This is a genomic window from Kribbella sp. NPDC056951, from assembly GCF_042674205.1.
GTDB classification, from domain to species: Bacteria; Actinomycetota; Actinomycetes; order Propionibacteriales; family Kribbellaceae; genus Kribbella; species Kribbella yunnanensis.
Genome location: NZ_JBHUQZ010000002.1, coordinates 110,308 through 127,216, shown reverse-complemented (window position 1 = coordinate 127,216; position 16,909 = coordinate 110,308). Strand labels below are relative to the sequence as shown.

General features: G+C 68.2%; 16 protein-coding genes. 6 read left to right on the top strand and 10 right to left on the bottom strand.

Annotation, left to right across the window (positions count from 1 at the left end):
- Positions 1–1,119, bottom strand: coding sequence for a M24 family metallopeptidase (locus ACFTSF_RS08150; RefSeq protein WP_380153178.1), 1,119 nt, complete (start codon positions 1,117–1,119; stop codon positions 1–3).
- Positions 1,120–1,161: 42 nt separating this feature from the next.
- Between ACFTSF_RS08150 and ACFTSF_RS08145 the strand changes: the two genes are divergently transcribed.
- Positions 1,162–1,938: an alpha/beta fold hydrolase gene (locus ACFTSF_RS08145; RefSeq protein WP_380153177.1), complete on the top strand. Its 777-nt coding sequence runs from the start codon at positions 1,162–1,164 to the stop codon at positions 1,936–1,938.
- A gap of 3 nt (positions 1,939–1,941) precedes the next feature.
- Here ACFTSF_RS08145 and ACFTSF_RS08140 read toward each other — a convergent pair whose 3' ends face one another.
- Positions 1,942–3,816 carry a DUF2207 domain-containing protein gene (locus tag ACFTSF_RS08140; protein ID WP_380153176.1) on the bottom strand — a complete coding sequence of 625 codons (1,875 nt, stop codon included), beginning with the start codon at positions 3,814–3,816 and terminating at the stop codon, positions 1,942–1,944.
- Positions 3,817–3,821: 5 nt separating this feature from the next.
- Positions 3,822–5,714, bottom strand: a complete 1,893-nt coding sequence (locus ACFTSF_RS08135; RefSeq protein WP_380153175.1) for a DUF2207 domain-containing protein — start codon at positions 5,712–5,714, stop codon at positions 3,822–3,824.
- 106 nt (positions 5,715–5,820) lie between these two features.
- Between ACFTSF_RS08135 and ACFTSF_RS08130 the strand changes: the two genes are divergently transcribed.
- Entirely contained in the window at positions 5,821–7,890 is a 2,070-nt protein-coding gene (locus ACFTSF_RS08130) for an elongation factor G-like protein EF-G2 (protein WP_380153174.1), read from the top strand.
- A 791-nt stretch (positions 7,891–8,681) separates the two neighbouring features.
- Here the strand turns inward: ACFTSF_RS08130 and ACFTSF_RS08125 are convergent.
- From ACFTSF_RS08125 to ACFTSF_RS08110, 4 genes are read right to left on the bottom strand one after another with little or no spacing between them, the layout of a single operon-like run.
- Positions 8,682–9,941, bottom strand: a complete 1,260-nt coding sequence (locus ACFTSF_RS08125; protein WP_380153173.1) for a tetratricopeptide repeat protein — start codon at positions 9,939–9,941, stop codon at positions 8,682–8,684.
- The gene (locus tag ACFTSF_RS08120; RefSeq protein WP_380153172.1) at positions 9,938–10,813 is read right to left on the bottom strand and encodes a tetratricopeptide repeat protein; all 876 of its coding nucleotides are present in this window, start codon (positions 10,811–10,813) and stop codon (positions 9,938–9,940) included. The genes ACFTSF_RS08125 and ACFTSF_RS08120 overlap by 4 nt, the downstream gene beginning before the upstream one ends.
- Positions 10,810–11,256 carry a hypothetical protein gene (locus ACFTSF_RS08115; RefSeq protein ID WP_380153171.1) on the bottom strand — a complete coding sequence of 149 codons (447 nt, stop codon included), beginning with the start codon at positions 11,254–11,256 and terminating at the stop codon, positions 10,810–10,812. The genes ACFTSF_RS08120 and ACFTSF_RS08115 overlap by 4 nt, the downstream gene beginning before the upstream one ends.
- Entirely contained in the window at positions 11,253–11,699 is a 447-nt protein-coding gene (locus ACFTSF_RS08110) for a hypothetical protein (RefSeq protein ID WP_344147073.1), read from the bottom strand. The genes ACFTSF_RS08115 and ACFTSF_RS08110 overlap by 4 nt, the downstream gene beginning before the upstream one ends.
- A 51-nt stretch (positions 11,700–11,750) precedes the next feature.
- Here ACFTSF_RS08110 and ACFTSF_RS08105 point away from each other — a divergent pair, with 51 nt between their 5' ends.
- Genes ACFTSF_RS08105 through ACFTSF_RS08090 form a run of 4 tightly spaced genes read left to right on the top strand, consistent with a single transcriptional unit; the run spans position 11,751 to position 14,276 of the window.
- Positions 11,751–12,158, top strand: a complete 408-nt coding sequence (locus ACFTSF_RS08105; RefSeq protein ID WP_380153170.1) for an HIT family protein — start codon at positions 11,751–11,753, stop codon at positions 12,156–12,158.
- A 31-nt stretch (positions 12,159–12,189) separates the two neighbouring features.
- Positions 12,190–13,401 carry an MFS transporter gene (locus ACFTSF_RS08100; protein ID WP_380153169.1) on the top strand — a complete coding sequence of 404 codons (1,212 nt, stop codon included), beginning with the start codon at positions 12,190–12,192 and terminating at the stop codon, positions 13,399–13,401.
- Positions 13,402–13,405: 4 nt separating this feature from the next.
- On the top strand, positions 13,406–14,041 hold the full coding sequence (locus ACFTSF_RS08095) for an RNA polymerase sigma factor (RefSeq protein WP_380153168.1): 636 nt from the start codon (positions 13,406–13,408) through the stop codon (positions 14,039–14,041).
- Positions 14,034–14,276: an anti-sigma factor family protein gene (locus ACFTSF_RS08090; protein ID WP_380153167.1), complete on the top strand. Its 243-nt coding sequence runs from the start codon at positions 14,034–14,036 to the stop codon at positions 14,274–14,276. The genes ACFTSF_RS08095 and ACFTSF_RS08090 overlap by 8 nt, the downstream gene beginning before the upstream one ends.
- On the opposite strand, the gene ACFTSF_RS08085 is transcribed toward ACFTSF_RS08090, so the two are convergent.
- Genes ACFTSF_RS08085 through pgsA form a run of 3 tightly spaced genes read right to left on the bottom strand, consistent with a single transcriptional unit; the run spans position 14,252 to position 16,895 of the window.
- Positions 14,252–15,346, bottom strand: a complete 1,095-nt coding sequence (locus ACFTSF_RS08085; protein ID WP_380153166.1) for a glycosyltransferase family 4 protein — start codon at positions 15,344–15,346, stop codon at positions 14,252–14,254. The genes ACFTSF_RS08090 and ACFTSF_RS08085 overlap by 25 nt on opposite strands.
- Before the next feature lie 10 nt (positions 15,347–15,356).
- The gene (locus tag ACFTSF_RS08080; RefSeq protein ID WP_380153165.1) at positions 15,357–16,226 is read right to left on the bottom strand and encodes a phosphatidylinositol mannoside acyltransferase; all 870 of its coding nucleotides are present in this window, start codon (positions 16,224–16,226) and stop codon (positions 15,357–15,359) included.
- 3 nt (positions 16,227–16,229) lie between these two features.
- The gene (gene pgsA, locus ACFTSF_RS08075) at positions 16,230–16,895 is read right to left on the bottom strand and encodes a phosphatidylinositol phosphate synthase (RefSeq protein WP_344147046.1); all 666 of its coding nucleotides are present in this window, start codon (positions 16,893–16,895) and stop codon (positions 16,230–16,232) included.
- Between the last annotated feature and the right edge of the window lie 14 nt (positions 16,896–16,909).

The window sequence follows — 16,909 nt, the reverse complement described above, 5'->3', positions numbered from 1 at the left end:
CTAGAGCACGATCAGCTCGTGCGGCCGGCGGTTCATCGGCTCGACGCCGTCTGCGGTGACCACGACGATGTCCTCGATCCGCGCGCCCCATCGGCCCGGCTGGTAGATCCCCGGTTCGATGCTGAACGCCATCCCCGGCTCCAGAAGCAGTTCGTTCCCGGCGACGATGTACGGCTCCTCGTGGACGTCGAGCCCGATCCCGTGCCCGGTCCGATGGATGAAGTACTCACCGAACCCAGCCGCCGCGATCACCTCACGCGCAGCCGCGTCGATCGACTCAGCAGTCACACCCGGCCGCACCACATCCACCGCAGCCTGCTGCGCCTCCTGCAGTACGGCGTACGTCGCCGCGACATCCGCGTCCCGCGGAGTCCCCACGGCGTACGTCCGGGTCGAGTCCGAGAAGTACCCCTCCGCAATCGGCCCACCGATATCCACCACCACGACGTCACCGGACTCGATCACCCGATCCGACACCGAGTGATGCGGACTCGCGCCGTTCGGCCCGCTGCCGACGATGACGAAGTCGGCCTCCGTATGCCCTTCCTCGACGATCGCGGCCGCGATGTCCGCCCCGACCTCGGCCTCGGTCCGCCCCGGCCGCAACCACTCACCGACCCGCGCGTGCACCCGGTCGATCGCCGCACCAGCCGTCCGCAGCGCGTCGATCTCAGCCGCGTCCTTCCGCATCCGCAGCTCCCGCAGAATCGGACCAGCCAACACCTGCTCCGCCTTCGGCAGCACAGTCCGCAGCGCGAGCACGTGCAACGCCGCCGTGAAGTCGCTGACCGCAACCTGCTCCGCACCGCTCAACCGGTCGGCAGCCAACGCATACGGATCATCGCCGTCCACCCACGTGACGACCTCGATCCCGAGCTCCTCCAGCGGTACGTCGGCATACCCCGGTGCCTCGAGCTTCGGCACCACCAACGCCGGTACGCCGTCGGCCGGAATCACCAGCGTGGTCAGCCGCTCGAACGACCCGCCCCCTTGACCGATCAGGTACCGCAGGTCGGAGCCGGGGGCAATCAACAGTCCGGTACCGGCGGCCGCCGTACGGGCGCGGTCGACACGGGAACGCAGGATGGCAGCATCGGGAGCAGGCGCGTGACTCGACATGAGGCGACTATAGGCACGCACCCCCGACAGAAAGCGATCGCAATGACCCTGCATCACGTGATCCACGGCGAGGGCACCCCGGTGCTCGCGCTGCACGGCTGGACTCCCGACCACCGGTTGATGACCGGCTGCCTGGAGCCTGTCTTCAAAGGCCTGACCGGCTACCGGCGGATCTATCCCGACCTGCCCGCGATGGGCCAGAGCCCGGCGGGCGACATCGACAGCTCCGACGGGATCCTCGCCGCGGTCGCGGCCTTCATCGATGAGCAGATCGGCACTGAGCCGTTCCTGCTGATCGGCGAGTCGTACGGCGGTTATCTCGCCCGCGCGATCGCCCGTTCGCGGCCGGCGCAGGTCACCGGACTGGCGATGATCTGTCCGATCGGAACGGTGGTGGAGAACGCGGATCGCACGCTGCCGGAGCACGTCGTACTGCGGTCCGAACCGGGTGTGCGCGAATCACTCGAACCGGGCGAGGACTTCACCGACCTCGCGGTGGTCGAAACCGCGGCCGCGTTGGCGGCGTACCGGCGGGACATCGCGCCCGGACTGGCGGCCGCCGACACCGTCGCGCTGGAGCGGATTCTGAAGAAGCGCGAACTGTCCGTCGACCCCGAGTCGGGACCGCCGTACGAGGGGCCGACGCTGATCGTGTGCGGGCGGCAGGACGCGGTGGTCGGGTTCGAGGATCAGTACGTGCTGCTCCCCCACTACCCGCGCGCGACGTTCGCCGTACTGGATGTGGCCGGGCACAACCTGCAGATCGAGCAGCCTGAGCTGTTCGACGCGCTCATCCGCGAATGGCTCAGCCGGGTCTGACCGCTACCAGGACCCGCCGCCTCCACCGCCGCCACCGCCACCAGACGAGCTGTCGCTGGAGAAGCCCGACGACGAGCCGCCACCGTCACCACTGCTCGTCGACGGGCTGGCCGGCTCGCTGAACGTGCTGGCCACGGCACCGGTCATCAGGTTCGGCGACCAGCCCGAGTCGTAGTACGACGGGCCGACGTACCAGCCCGGATCGGGGGTGAGCCGGCCGTCGGCGACGAGCTGTTTGCAGACCTGCTGCCAGCGGTCGGCGATGCCGAAGATGATGGCCCAGGGCAAGTACTTGCTGAAGATGTCCTCGCCCTCCTCGAACTTGAGCTGGTCCGCTTCGGCGGTGGCGAGGTACGTCCGGAAGCCGATCACCTGATCGGTCACCGCGCGTCCGGCGGCGGTCCGGCGCCCTTGGCGGCGTTTGCGAAGCAGGGTGATGCCGAGGCTGAGGAGCGCGATCGCGGGCACGCCGATCGCGACGAGCGGGCCGGCCCAGCTCGGCAGCCCGTCGCGTATCAGGGTGATGATCAGGATGATGAACCCGATGATCGCGAAGAATCCGGTCACCAGCCAGACGCCCACATGGGGGTCTCCGAGTTTCGACGGGGCCGGCATCCGCGTGTACCAGCCACGCTCCGAGACCTGCTTGCGGATCGCCTCGACGGTTCCGTCCGCGGCGATCGAGAGTGAGTTGTCACCGGGATCGCGCTGCTCGAGCCGGGCTTCCTTGCCGACCTTGAGCGACGGGAACAGACCCTTGAGCAGGCGCTGCTCATGCGGTGCCGTGGCCAGGTCGGGATCGACGAGGACGGCTTTGCGCTTCTTGTCGCTGTTGTCGATGCGCAGCGCGCCGCGGACCGCGAGGTCGATCAGCGTCGCGGCGATCTCGGTCGAGTCGGATTTCGCGTCGAGCAACAAGCCACCTTCGGCGACTGGGACCCGTGGCGGCGAGAACGCGACCGGGAGCTGGTCGTCGGTGATCGTGTTCTTGACGGTAGTGCCCATCTCGCCTGCGGGTGGCAGCGTGCCCGGCGGCAGCCCGGCGTACCGGAGGTCGCGACCGCCACGAGCGGCGTACAGCTTGCGGGTGACGAAGGCGGCGATCGTGATCAGCACCGACACGATCAACCCAGGGACGCTCAACCCGTTGCGATCGAGGAACCCCGGCGGATCGACGAGAATCGGCGCATCGTTGCTGACGGCTCCGGCCGGAATCGCCGCGACGATCGTGACCTGCTCGCCCCGGCCAACCCCCGTCTCGGAGTAGATCGCCTTGCCGCCGACGATCCGTGCGGTCTCGCATTGCTGCGTGGAGCCTGCCGGTCCGGTGAGGCAACGCACCTGCTGGACGCCGCTCGGGACGGTCACGCCGACATCGACTTGGTTCAGTACGGCGTCCCAGCCGGAGCCGGTCGCGTCCCAGTACAGCTCGCTGTGGTCGGCGAAGTGCCGCAGCGCGCCCCGCACCTCGTAGCTCAGCTGGTACGTCGCCTCCATCCGGCGGATCGTCTCGCCGGAGCTGCCGATCTTGATCCGGAGGACCTGGTTGCGATCGCTGTTCGTCTTCGCGGTCGATGTGGAGAACTCGGCCGAGGCGTTCGGTGACGACACCTGGATGTTCGAGACGTCGTACTGCTGATCCTTCGACCGATCGCTGACGTACGGCTCGCGGATCACCAGGTCGCGGTAGATCCCGTGCCGGTCGATGCCGTTGAAGTCGTAGTCGATCGACTCCTTCACGTGCAGTACGCCGTCCGCGGTGACCGTGTAGTCGATCTCGAATCGGGTTACCCGGTCACCGGGTTCCGCCGACGCGGGTGCCGCGAAGGCGACCACGGACAGCAGCGTGCAGGCCAGGACCGCGAGTGCTCTGCGCATGACGCTTACCAGGACCCGCCGCCTCCGCCACCGCCTCCGCCGCCTGATGAACCACCGCTGAACCCGGACGAGCTACCGCCTCCGCCACCGCTGCTCGACGGCGTCGGCGGCGGCTGGAACGTCTGGGCGACAGTCGAGCTCACGTTGCCCGCGGTCCAACCAGAGGTGTAGTACGACGGGCCGACGTACCAGTAGGGATCGGGCGTCAACTGGCCGGCGTCGACGAGCTTGCGGCAGACCTTCTGCCAGCGGTCAGCCAGGTCGAACGCGATCGCCCACGGGAGGTACTTGCTGAAGATGTCCTCGCCCTCCTCGAAGCGCAACTGCTCCGCCTCGGCGGTGGCCAGGTACTTCCGGAAGCCGATCACCTGGTCGCTGACCGCACGCCCGGCCGGGGTGCGCTGACCGCGAGCGCGGATCCGCACCCAGGTGGCAATCGCGATGATCACGGCCAGGACCGGTACGGCGATCGCCACCGCCCGGCCGAATCCACCGGTGTTGGCGGCGGTCGCCGTACCGGCGATTCCGGCGCCGAAGACCCAGAACGCGATCAGGGTGATGCAGCCGCAACCCGTGCCGGACTTGAAGACTGAGCCGCCGCGGGTGCCGATCTTGGACGGCAGCCGGGTGTACCACTCCCGCTGCGCCACCTGGTCACGCAGAGCGTCCAGCATCGCGGTGGCCGTCTGCGCCATCGAGGTGTCGCCGACGGGACGCCGTTCCAGCGTGACCGACGCGCCCGGGACCAGGCCCGGGAACATCCCCTGCAGCAACGCCTGCTCGTGCGGCGCGGTGGCGACGCTGCCGTCCAGGAGTACGGCGCGGCGGTCGGTGCCGTCGTTCTCGATCCGGACGCCGCCGCGGACGGCCATGTCGATCAGCGTCGCGGCGACCTCGGTCGTGTTGGCCTTGGCGTCGACCAGCAGACCGGCCTCGGCGACCGGGATGCGCGGTGGCGCGAAGGCGACCGGGATCTGGTCGTCGTCGAGCGTGTTCTTCTCCGGTACGGCGGCGATCCCGCCCGGCGGGAACGTCCCCGGCGGCATCCCGGCGAACCGCTGGTCCTTGTTGCCGGTCGCCGCGTAGATCGCGGCCACGATCAGCGCGAACAGGCTGACGGCGCCCGAGCCGATCAGCACCGGGATGTTCAGGCCGTTGCGCTCCAGCCAGTCCGGCGGGTCGACCACGATCGGGGTGTCGTTCTGCACCGCGCCGGCCTTGATCCCGGCCACGATCGTCAACTGCTCACCCCGCGCGAGCCCGGCCGCCTTGAAGACGCCCTTGCCGGCCACGACGGACTTCTGCGGGCACTTCGCGGTGGAACCGCCGCGGCCGGTGAAGCACTCCACCTGCTGCACGCCCTGCGGGACCGTCACGTTGACGGTGACCTGCTTGATCGGCGCTTCCCAGGCCGACCCGGTCGCATCCCAGTACAGCTCGCTGTGGTCGGCGAAGTGCCGCAGCGCGCCGCGGACGTCGTACGTGATCACGTACGTCGCGTCCTGGCCGGAGATCGTCTTGTCCTCTTCGCCGATCTTGATCCGGAGGATCTGGTCGCGCTGACCGTTCTCCTTGGTCGTCTCGGTGTCGAACGCGTCCGGCGCCTTGGTCGGACTGTCGACCTTGATGTTCGAGACCTCGTACTTCTGGTCCTTCGCCTGGTCGTCCAGCCACGGCTCCCGGATCACCAGATCGCGATAGATGCCGTGCCGCCCGTAGCTGCCGAAGTGGTAGGCGATCGTCTCCTTCACGTGCAGTACGCCGTCAGTCCCGACCGTGTAGTCGATCGTGAAGGCCCGCACCTCGTCACCGGCCGCCGCCGACGCGGGCAGCGCGAAGCCGGCCAGAGCCAGCGTGGTGACGAGCAGGCTGATGACGACCCCGAGTGCCCTACGCATGGCCGCGACACTATCGAGCGCCGGGGTCTGGCAGTGGGAGGCCGCCCGATGGGGCTTGTGCAAAGGGACCGATAGGGGAATGGTGGATGACCCAGGAGGAAACGTCATGGCAGACAAGACTTCTCCGGGCGCCGGAGCCGCGCCCGCTGTGGACAGCCCGGCCGCCCTTCGCAACGTGGTGCTCGTCGGACCGTCAGGTTCCGGCAAGACCACGCTCGTCGAGGCCCTGCTGGTGGCCTCCGGAGTCCTGACCAGACCCGGCACCGTCCTGGACGGAACGACGGTCTGCGACTTCGACGACGCCGAGGCCCGGCAACAGCGGTCGGTCGGGCTCGCACTGGCCTCGCTGCCGTACAACGGCATCAAACTGAATCTGATCGACACCCCCGGGTACGCCGATTTCGTCGGCGAACTGCGGGCCGGGCTCCGGGCGGCCGATTGCGCGCTGTTCGTGATCGCGGCCAACGAAGGGGTCGACGAGCCGACCAGAGCGGTCTGGCAGGAGTGCGACCAGGTCGGGATGCCGCGGGCGGTCGTGATCACCAAACTCGACCACGCCCGGGCGAGCTTCGCCAACGCGCTGGCCGCGGCCCAGGGCACCTTCGGCGACAAGGTCCTGCCGCTCTACCTCCCGGCCGACGACGGGCTGATCGGGTTGCTGTCGACACCGGACCCGTCGTACGAGGAGCTTCGGGGCACGCTGATCGAAGGGATCATCGAGGAGTCCGAGGACGAGTCGTTGATGGAGCGCTACCTCGGTGGCGAGGAGATCGACCAGAAGGTGCTGATCGAGGACCTCGAGCGTGCGGTCGCGCGCGGCTCGTTCTTCCCGGTCATTCCGGTCTGCAGCGGTTCCGGCGTCGGCCTGCACGAGCTGCTCGAGGTCGCGACCAGCGGGTTCCCGTCGCCGCCCGAGCATCCGCTGCCCGAGGTGTTCTCCCCACACGGCGTGCCGCGCAAGGGGCTCGCCTGCGATCCAAGTGGTCCCCTGCTCGCCGAGGTGGTGAAGACGACCTCGGACCCGTACGTCGGCAGGGTGAGCCTGGTGCGGGTGTTCTCCGGCACCATCAGGCCCGACACGACGGTTCACGTGTCGGGCCATTTCACGTCCTTCTTCGGAGACGGCAGTTCGCATCAGGACCACGACGAGGACGAGCGGATCGGCACGCTGTCGTTCCCGCAGGGCAAGCAGCAGCGACCGGCCGGCACGGTGATCGCGGGTGACCTGTGTGCGATCGGCCGGCTGACGCGGGCCGAGACCGGCGACACGCTGTCGGACAAGGCCGACCCACTGCTACTCAAGCCGTGGACGATGCCCGAACCGCTGCTGCCGATCGCGATCCAGGCCCATGCGAAGACCGACGAGGACAAACTCGGTGCCGGTCTGCAGCGGTTGGCTGCCGAGGATCCGACGCTGCGGATCGAGCAGAACCCCGAGACCCACCAGATCGTGCTGTGGTGCATGGGCGAGGCGCACTCCGACGTCGTACTGGATGCACTCTCGAACCGGTACGGCGTGACGGTGGACACCGTGGAGTTGCGGGTACCGCTGCGGGAAACGTTCGGTGGCAAGGCCAAGGGGCACGGCCGGCACGTGAAGCAATCCGGTGGTCACGGTCAGTACGCCGTCTGCGACATCGAGGTGGAACCGCTGCCCGGTGGGTCGGAGTTCGAGTTCGTCGACAAGGTGGTCGGCGGCGCCGTACCGCGGCAGTTCATCCCGAGCGTCGAGAAGGGCGTGCGGGCCCAGATGCAGAAGGGCTGCGCGGCCGGGTTCCCGATGGTCAACATCCGGGTCACGCTGCTCGACGGCAAGGCGCACAGCGTGGACTCGTCGGACATGGCGTTCCAGATGGCCGGTGGGCTCGCGTTGCGCGAGGCCGCAGCGGCGACCAAGGTGAGCCTGCTCGAACCCGTCGACCTGGTCTCGGTGCTGGTACCGGACGAGCTTGTCGGTCCGGTGATGAGCGATCTGTCGGGGCGGCGCGGGCGACTGCTCGGGACGGACAAGGTCGGCGACGATCGCACCCTGGTGAAGGCCGAGGTGCCGCAGGTGGAGATCACCCGCTACACCATCGACCTGCGATCACTGTCCCACGGCGCGGCAACATTCAGCCGCCAGTTCGCCCGCTACGAACCGATGCCCGATTCCGTCGCCTCGAAAGTAAAGAGCTAGCCCCAACACCGACCCCGCCAAAGCGTCTCCAGTTCCAGAGCGATGGGGAGTCCCACCTGCCAATACAGGTGGGTAGCTCTCCCCAACGCACCCATACAGCGCCACACTCGGCCCCCGCCACGAGCCGGTACGACGTTGTGCACGGATCAACCATCTGCGCGGCCAAAAGCTGGTTGACGGGTGCTCAAGGTGACGTGGCGGGGCGACCTTGAGCACGGTTCAACCGTTTCGGCGGTGCCCGTGTGGGTTGATGGGTGCTCAAGGTGACTCGTGCCCGCGATCTCGGGCATCACGTACCTCGGCCACAGCCCGTCAGCCCCAGGCAACGTGGAACCGTGGTCGCCGGCCTCGCCATCCAGCCCAGCCATCTGCGCGGCTCGCCGTCTGGTTTTGTCGGCCGCCTTTGGCGGTCGAGTGGGTACAGGCGCGAAAGTTCTCGGCCGGGGACGTGCGCTGTGGCTGATCGCCGCTTCCGGCCGATCTGAAAGACAGGGTGGCTGGGCGCCGCGGTGGCTGAGGGGGATGGCCGAGATCGGTGACCGTGGCTTCGCGTGGCTGGGGTTGCCGGGCTTTGGCTGGGGAAGTTGAGGTTCCGTTGCGTGGCAGTGACCGTTGCTGGAGGTTGGGGTGGATATTCGCCCTGACCGGCCCAGATTCCACCCCACACCGGTTTGGGGAGGGATCGCACCGTCCGCGAGGCGGATGTGGGGAGGATCCCCCCGAATCCACCCCCGAATCCGTCGCAGATCCACCCCGAACCGGTTTGGGGGATGCGGTAGAGGTCGGTGGGGTTAGTTCTTGGAGTCGCGGTTGAGGCGGCGGCGGACGTCGCGGGACTTCAGGTACGACGCGACGTCGTCGTAGCGCTCGCTCTGGTTTGCGAACTCGATGTAGGAGCGGACGCGGTGGAGCCAGTCCAGGGTGGATGGCTTCACGGTGCTGAGGACGTCGGCGAGGTGATGCATGGCGAGCGGTGGTTCGCCTCCGCCGGCCAGGGCCTCGTCGATGACTCGGTCGACGCCGCGCTCGATCAGGGCGCGTAGGTCGGCGCCGCTGAACATCGGTGTCTGGGCGGCGATCGCCTTCAGGTCGAGTCCGTCGGCCGGTACGTCCTTCACCAGCACGGATAGGATGTCGGCGCGGGCGGGTTCGTCCGGCGGCGGTACGAAGATCACGCGGTCGAAGCGGCCGGGGCGCAGCATGGCCTCGTCCACGTCCCACGGTGCATTGGTTGCCGCGAGCACCAATAGGCCGTCGTTCTCGGAGCCGATCGCGTCCATCTCCTGGAGCAGCACGTCGACGAGCCGGCGCGCCTCCGAACCGCCGTGCTTGTGCCGGGCGAAGGCCAGTGCGTCGAGCTCGTCGAGGAATAGCACGCACGGTGCGTTGGCGCGGGCGCGCTCGAACGCGGCGTGCAGGTTGCGCTCGGAGACACCGAGGTAGGGGTCCATCACGTCTTCGATGCGCACGTTGATGAACGGCAGCCCGCACTCCCCCGCGGTCGCCCGGGCCAGCAGCGTCTTGCCGCAACCGGGCGGACCGTAGAGCAGCACGCCACCACCGGACTTGCGGCCGTACTTCTCGTACAACTCGGGTCGGCTGAGCGGCAGGATGACCATGCGGTGGATGACCCGCTTGATCTCCTCCATCCCGCCGACCTGATCGAAGGTCGTGGTCTCCTTCGCGGTGTCGGCCGAGAACGGCGTCTCCTCCGTCTCGGGACCCACCTTGATCTTCACGCCACTGCGCTCGGAGATCATCTCGTCGACGAGCTGCTGCAGACGGCCTGTCCCCTCGACAACGCCTTTCTGCCGAGCCGTCTCCAGCAAGCTGCGCAGTAGCGCGAGTCGACCGTTCGCCGCGGCCAACTCCCCCACTGGTACGAGCTGGTCCTCGGGCAAACCGTCCTTGTCCAGCAGTACGACGTACTGGTCGAGCGCCTCTTCGGTGTTCTCGGCACCGACCAGCGACTCGGCGAGGACGAGCCTCAGCAGGACGTCGTCCGGATTCGCGTCGACCGCCTTGCGCAGGGCGTCGATTCGCTCGTTCATGAACCCCATCCTCGGTTGAGCCAGCGGCGGAGCAAAGGCGGCGCCACCCAGGAGTAGATGCAGAAGGCGAGCCAGGCCATCGCGAACACGAACGACAGTGGCCTGAGGCCGGCGATACGGAGGCCGTAGATGATCGCGACCGCGCCGATCCACACGACCAGCGGGTTGAAGCGCTGGAACGGGCGCAGCGGCAGCATCAGCGGGTGGTTCATCAGCCTGGCCTCACGGGCCGCCGTACGCAGGTCCTCGTCGCCGGGCTGTGAGGCGGCGGCCGACGCCAGCGAGTTGTACCCCGATCGCGAGTCGCCGGTCAGCATCGACGCCGTACCGTGCAAGGCTCGCGCATGCGGGTCCTCGGGATCGTGCGACAAAGCCTCGGTGCTGTGCTTGCGCATGTCGTGGTCCTTGCCGAGCGCGAACGCGACCTCGGCCCGGGCCGCTGACACGACCGCGCTCTCCGGCGCGTGCGACGCGGCCCGCTCGACCAGCGCGCTCGCCTTCTCGGCCTGCCCAGCGGTCAGGCACACGCGGGCATAGCCGATCAACAGATCCGGATCGTTCGGATCCAGGCTCAAACCTTGCAGGTACGCCGCCTCGGCCTCGGGCAGCCGCCCTTCGGAGCGCAACGCGGACCCGAGCACCTGCAGCAGCGGCAAGAACGGCCCGTGCAGTGCGAGCCCGTCCTTCAGTACGTCGATCGCTTCCGCATTCCGATCGAGTTGGTGCAGCGCGGCCCCGCGGAACAAGTAGGCGCGGAAGTCGACAGCCGCGTCACCCCACAGACCCTGGAGTTCGTCCAGGGTCCGCTCGGGATGACCGATCTGCAGCCAGTGCCCGGCCATCTGCAGGCGGGACTCGGTCGGCTCGTTCACAGCATCACCACTAGGGCTAGAAGGAGGGCTTCGGCGATTGCGCAGGTGACGACCAGGATCGGTCCCAGCACCCACATCGAGTGATAGTCGGTCCCCCGCAACTGGAACGCCCGATCCATCGGCCGCTGCCAACGCATCTGCACCAGAATGCACAGCACCGCGATAACCCGGACGACGATCCGCAGACTCGACGTACGCTCACCGTCGGGGTTCAGCAGCGCGAAGAGCGCGATCACCGCGCCCAGTCCGACTACGCCGGTGCCGACGATCATCAACCGCTTACCGCGCTCGACCCCGAGGCGGCCGCTGTTCAACCAGGCGATGATCGTCGCCGCGATCACTCCGCCGAAGAAGGCGACGTACGCCTGCGAGTTCAGCCGCCACGGCTGCACCTTCGGATCCACCGCCGAGCTGATCGTCGGCCGCAGCAGTTCGTCACTCATGAGCTCGCCACCACCGCGATCATCAGCTCAGTGAACACACCGATCGCCACCATCCCCAAGTTGCCGGCCCCGAACGGCACGGCGTACTCGCGCCCGCTCAACTGGAACAACCGATCGCGCTGCAGCTGGATCCGGTACTGCACGAAGTAGCAGAGCACTGCGATGATCCGCATCGGCAGCAGCGCCTTCCACCACATCCCGTCTCCAGCAACCAGCAACCCCGCGGCGAAGAACTCGACCACCACGGCGACCAGTCCGACCACCACGATCAGCCCGCGTTTGGCGTCGCTCACGCCGAGCCGGCGGCTGTTCACGAACGCCAGCCAGGTGATCGGCAGCACGCCGCCGAGGACCGCGATATAGGCGACGTTCAGCAGCGGCCAGGGCCGATCCGACGGGTCCGCGTCGGAGCCCGCACTCGGGCGCAACAGGTCGTCCGGCATCGGGCTCCTCGGGGTGACAGCTTCGGCGAGCGCAGTGTATAGCCTGTCCGAATGAGCGAGAACTGCCTCTTCTGCGGGATCGTGGCCGGAACCATCCCCTCGACCCAGGTCGGCGAGAACGATCGTGCGATCGCCTTCATGGACATCGCCCCCGCCACCCCGGGCCACCTTCTGGTGATCCCCCGCGCCCATTCCACCGACCTGCGCGAGACGGCTCCTGAGGACCTCGCCGCCATCACTCTGCTCGCGCAGTCGCTGATCGGCCGCGTCATCGAGCGCCTCGACGGGGCCACCGGTGCCAACCTGCTCAGCTGCATCGGGCCGGACGCCTGGCAGACCGTGTTCCACACTCACCTGCACGTGATCCCTCGCTACCCGAACGACCCGATGGTGCTGCCGTGGCAGCCGCATGCGGGCGACATGGACGAGATCAAGGCGGTCGGCGCGAAGCTGGTGTAACGCCTGCGCCCCCTCGTGACACTGAGGGGGTATGACGCTCACTGCAGTACGTGCAGCACCCAGCTGTTTGCGACGGCGGTTGGTGCCGTTGTGGGTGGCGACGTTTGTGCAGGCCGTCGGGTTCTGGGTGCCGGTGGAGAAGTTGTTCATGGCCGAGATCGGCTTCGACGCGGCCACGGTCGGAGTGATGGCAGCCGCGTACGCCGCTTTGGTTCCGCTCGCCGAGGTGGTGTCGGGCGTGCTGGCGGACCGCTGGTCGCGGCGTGGGGTGTTGATGGTGGCCGGGGTCGCGTTGCTGGTCAGCGTGTTCGTCGGTGCGATGAGTCACCACGTCATCACCTACATCGTGGCCGCGCTCATTCTCGGCATCTACTTCGCGATGTACTCGGGCACGGTCGAGGCGGTCGTGTACGACGTGGTGCTCGAGGAGACCGGCGACAGCACGGAGTACGAGCGGCAGATCGGACGGGTCCGGCTGATCGAGAGCATCGCGCTGGTGGGTAGTGCGCTCGTGGGCGGGTGGATCGCCTCGGCGCTGTCCGCGCGGGCGACGTACGTGCTGACGCTGCCGTTCGCGGCGCTCTACCTGATCGTGCTCACCCGCTTCCGTGAGCCGACCCTGCATCGGACCGAGGAGCGCATCACGCTGCGCACCCATCTCGCCGTCACCTACCACGCGATCACCGACCGCGGCCGCCTGATCCCAATCGCCGCCGCGACGTTGATGGCGGCGATGATCCTGCAGGCGATGTTCGAATTCGGGCCGCTGTGGCTGGTTGCTCTCAAAACCTCCGCCGTGTACTACGGCCCGTTCTGGGCGCTCCTGGTCGGCACACTCGGGCTCGGTGGTCTGCTCGCGCACCGGCTCCGCCTGGATCGGCTGGCCCCGACCGTGCTGGTGGTTGCCACGATGCTGGCCGCTTGTATCGCCATGACGACGAGCCACGACCTCGCCGTACTGACTGCCGCGATGGTCGCGCTCACCTTCCTGCTCGTGGTGATCGGCATCCACCTGAGCCGCCTGCTGCACGACGCCATCCCGTCGACGATCCGGACTGGCGTCGCCTCCGGGATCGGCGCGCTGTCGTGGGTGGTGTTCATGCCGTTCGCCCTCGCCTTCGGCGTGGTCACCAAGCGCTTCGGCGTCTACACGTCCGGCTGGATGATCACCGGTGCCGTCGCACTGGCGGGGCTCGCGCTGATCTGGGTACAGCGGAATGCGCACCGCACCGCACTACGATGACGCGATGGCTGCGCTGCCGGCGGACGACGTACTGGTTGAGCAGTTGCGCGCCGGTGACGAGGCTGCGTTCGCGCTGGTGCTGGATCGCTGGTCCGGCGGGATGCTGAGGGTGGCGCGCTCGTTCGTATCGACCGATGCGTCGGCGGCCGAGGTGGTTCAGGAGACCTGGCTGGCAGTCATCGAGGGCATCGACCGCTTCGAAGGCCGCTCGGCGCTGCGGACCTGGGTCTACCGGATCCTCACCAATACCGCCCGTCGGCGCGGTACGCGAGAGCACAAGGTCGTCCCGATGAGCAGCGTCGACGACACCGGGCCGACGGTCGATCCGAGCCGCTTCCGCCCGCCCGGCGAGCCGGATTCCGGCCACTGGTGGGAGTTCCCGCCCGCCTGGCCCTCGCCCGAACAGGGCGCGCTGACCGCTGAAGTGCGAGCCTGCCTGAGCGACGCGCTGGCCGAACTCCCCGAGCGGCAACGGCTGGTCGTCGTACTGCGCGACATCGAGGACTACCCGTACGACGAAGTCTGCGAACTGCTCGGAATCACCGCAGCGAACCAGCGGGTGCTGCTGCATCGAGCCCGGGCGTTCCTGCGTGGGAAGCTGGAAGGGCTCTACTCCAGAGAGGTTGACGGTCGTGAATGAACTCGAGTGCCGGACGTTCGTCGAGCAGGTCACGGCCTATCTCGAAGGCGCACTGTCGCCGGAAGCCCAGCAGGCCTTCATCGACCACCTCCCGCTGTGCACCGGGTGTGAAAGCTACCTCGACCAGATCCGGAGCACCCAGCAGGCGCTGAGCAACCTCCCGGCCGACGGCCTGCCGGATGACACCCGCAGCGCCTTGCTGACCGCCTTTCAGCGGCGAGCCACCAGCTCGTAGACGGCGAGGAGTTCGGGGACCAGGACCGACCAGTCATAAGCCTGTACGGCGCTCAGTCCGGCGGACCGGAGTCGTTCGCGGTCCTCGGGTGAGCGCAGCAGGTGCAGGATCCGGTCGGTCAGCATCCGCACGTCACCGGGCTCGACCAGGTCGCCGAGGCGACCGTTCTCCAGGACCTGTCGGAACGCAGGCAAGTCGCTGGCCAGCACTGGCGCTCCCGCGGCCATCGCCTCAAGCAGGACGATGCCGAAACTCTCGCCGCCGAGGTGTGGAGCGACGTACACATCTGAGCCGGCCAGCATGTCGGCGCGGGCCTCGTCGTCGACCATGCCGAGGAAGAGCACGTTGTCGCGGCACCAGAACGGCAACGACCGCCAGGCCTCGTCGGCCTGTCCGGCGCCGGCCACCAGGACCTTCAGGCCGGGTCGCGCGGTGACGAGAGCGGGGACGGCCTTCAGCAGGACGCCGAGTCCCTTGCGCGGCTCGTCGAGGCGGCCGAGGAAGCTGATCGTGCCGTCGCCTTGCCACTCGTTGCGCGGGCTGCCCTTGAAGCGCGACGTGTACAGGCCGTTCGGGATCACGACCGCCTCGCCGCCGACGTGCTGGACCATCATCGAGCGCGCGTTCTCCGAGACCGCGATCCGGGCGTCGATCTTCTCCAGAGCCGGCCGCAGCAGGCTCGACGCCGCACTCATCGCCCGCGACCGGACCTGCCAGGTGTGGAACGTCGACACGAACGGACCGTCAGCCGACCACAGCGCGATGATCGACGCGCTCGGCGTCGTCGGCTCATGCACGTGGACGACATCGAAGTCGCCCTCGGCCAACCAGCTCTTCACCCGCGCCGCGGTCCGCGGTCCGAAGGTGACCCGGGCCACCGACCCGTTGTACGGAACACCGACCGCGCGTCCGGACGAGACGACGTACGGCGGGACTTCGTTGTCGTCGACCGGGGCGAGTACCGAGACCTCGTGGCCGAGGTCGAGCAGCGCCTCGGCCAGGTCGCGGACATGGTTCTGCACACCGCCGGGCATGCCCAGCGAGTACGGGCACACCACGCCGATCCTCACGAAACGATTGTCACCCGTCCAGGAAAATCCGCTGCAACATGTGCCAGTCCTCAGGATGCGCGGCAATCCCGCGGGCATACGCGTCAGCGCAGCGCTGGGTCATCGCCGCGGCACCGCCCTCGGGGCCGACCGGATCGTGGAAGGTGATCACGAGGTCCGGGCCGTCGAAGTGCAGCGTGGCAGGGATCAGCGGTGCGCCCGTCTTCAGGCTCAACGCGGCAGGGCCGACGGGCATCCGCGATGGGCGACCGAAGAAGGTGACCGGTACGCCGCGCTCGGACAGATCGCGGTCGGCGACCAGGCAGACGAACTGCCCGGCTCGCAGTTGCTCCGCCAGAATGGCAGTGACGTCCTCGTCACTGCCGGTGAGCGGAAGCACCTCCATGCCGAGCTTCTTGCGGTAGGCAATGAAACGGTCGAAGAGCGATTCAGGCTTCAGACGCTCCGCGACCGTCCACACCGGCATCCCCGTGCGCCCGGCCCAGGCACCCGCGTGGTCGTAGTTCGCCAGGTGCGGCAGCCCGCAGATGACGCCGTTGCCGGCGGCATGCGCGTCGCGCAGGAGCTTCTCGTTCACCGTGCGGACCCGGCCGACGATCTGCTCGTCGGTCCAGTCCGGCAACCGGAACGCCTCCTGCCAGTAGCGCAGGTACGAACGCATCCCGGCCTGGGTCAACGCGTCGAGTTCAGCCGGAGTCGCGTCCGGCCGAACGACCGCGAGGTTGCTGCGCAGCCGCTGCACCCCGCGACCGTTGCCGCGATAAGTCCGGTCCGCCGCATACCGGAACAACCGCGTCACGGTTCGTTCCGGCAGGCGCCGTACGACGGTCCAGGCGAGAGCGAACGCTAGGTCCACAGCCCGCTGGCGGAGGCCCTCCACTTGTCAGCTCTGCGGGTCGGCAGGCGGTGGCGGCGGGGTGTCGAGACCGGCGCCGGCCGGGTCGGCCAGCACCTGCTTGCGCACCGACAGCGACCGCTGGACGACAGTGATCGTGCTCGCGACGGCGATGTACCAGATCACGATCTCGAGCAGGATCGGCAGGTTGAAGACGTCCGAGAAGAACGCCGTCACCAGTACGAACACCAGCCGGTCGGCGCGCTCGGCCAGGCCGCCGCTCGCCTTGTACCCGAGGCTCTCCGCCTTGGCCCGCGCGTACGACGTGACTGCGCCCATCACCAGCGCCCACAGCGCGACCGACGCCATCAGCGTCGAGTCACCCGCGCGGGAGTTGGCGTAGAAGAGCACCAGCGCGCCGAAGATCGCGCCGTCGGCGATCCGGTCCAGCGTGGAGTCCAGGTACGAACCCCACTTCGACGAGGTGCCCGACGTCCGGGCCATATAGCCGTCGATCAGGTCCGAGAAGACGAAACAGGTGATCACCAGCGCGCCGATCCACAGCTCACCGCGCGGGAAGAAGATCAGCGCTCCGGCGGACACCCCAACGGTGCCCACCAGCGTGACCATGTCGGCGCTCACGCCGAGTTTGAGCAGGAGGTTGGCGATCGGCGTGATCACCAAGGTCCAGAAATGCCGGAATCTGTTAAGCATGGCGTGCGTGATCG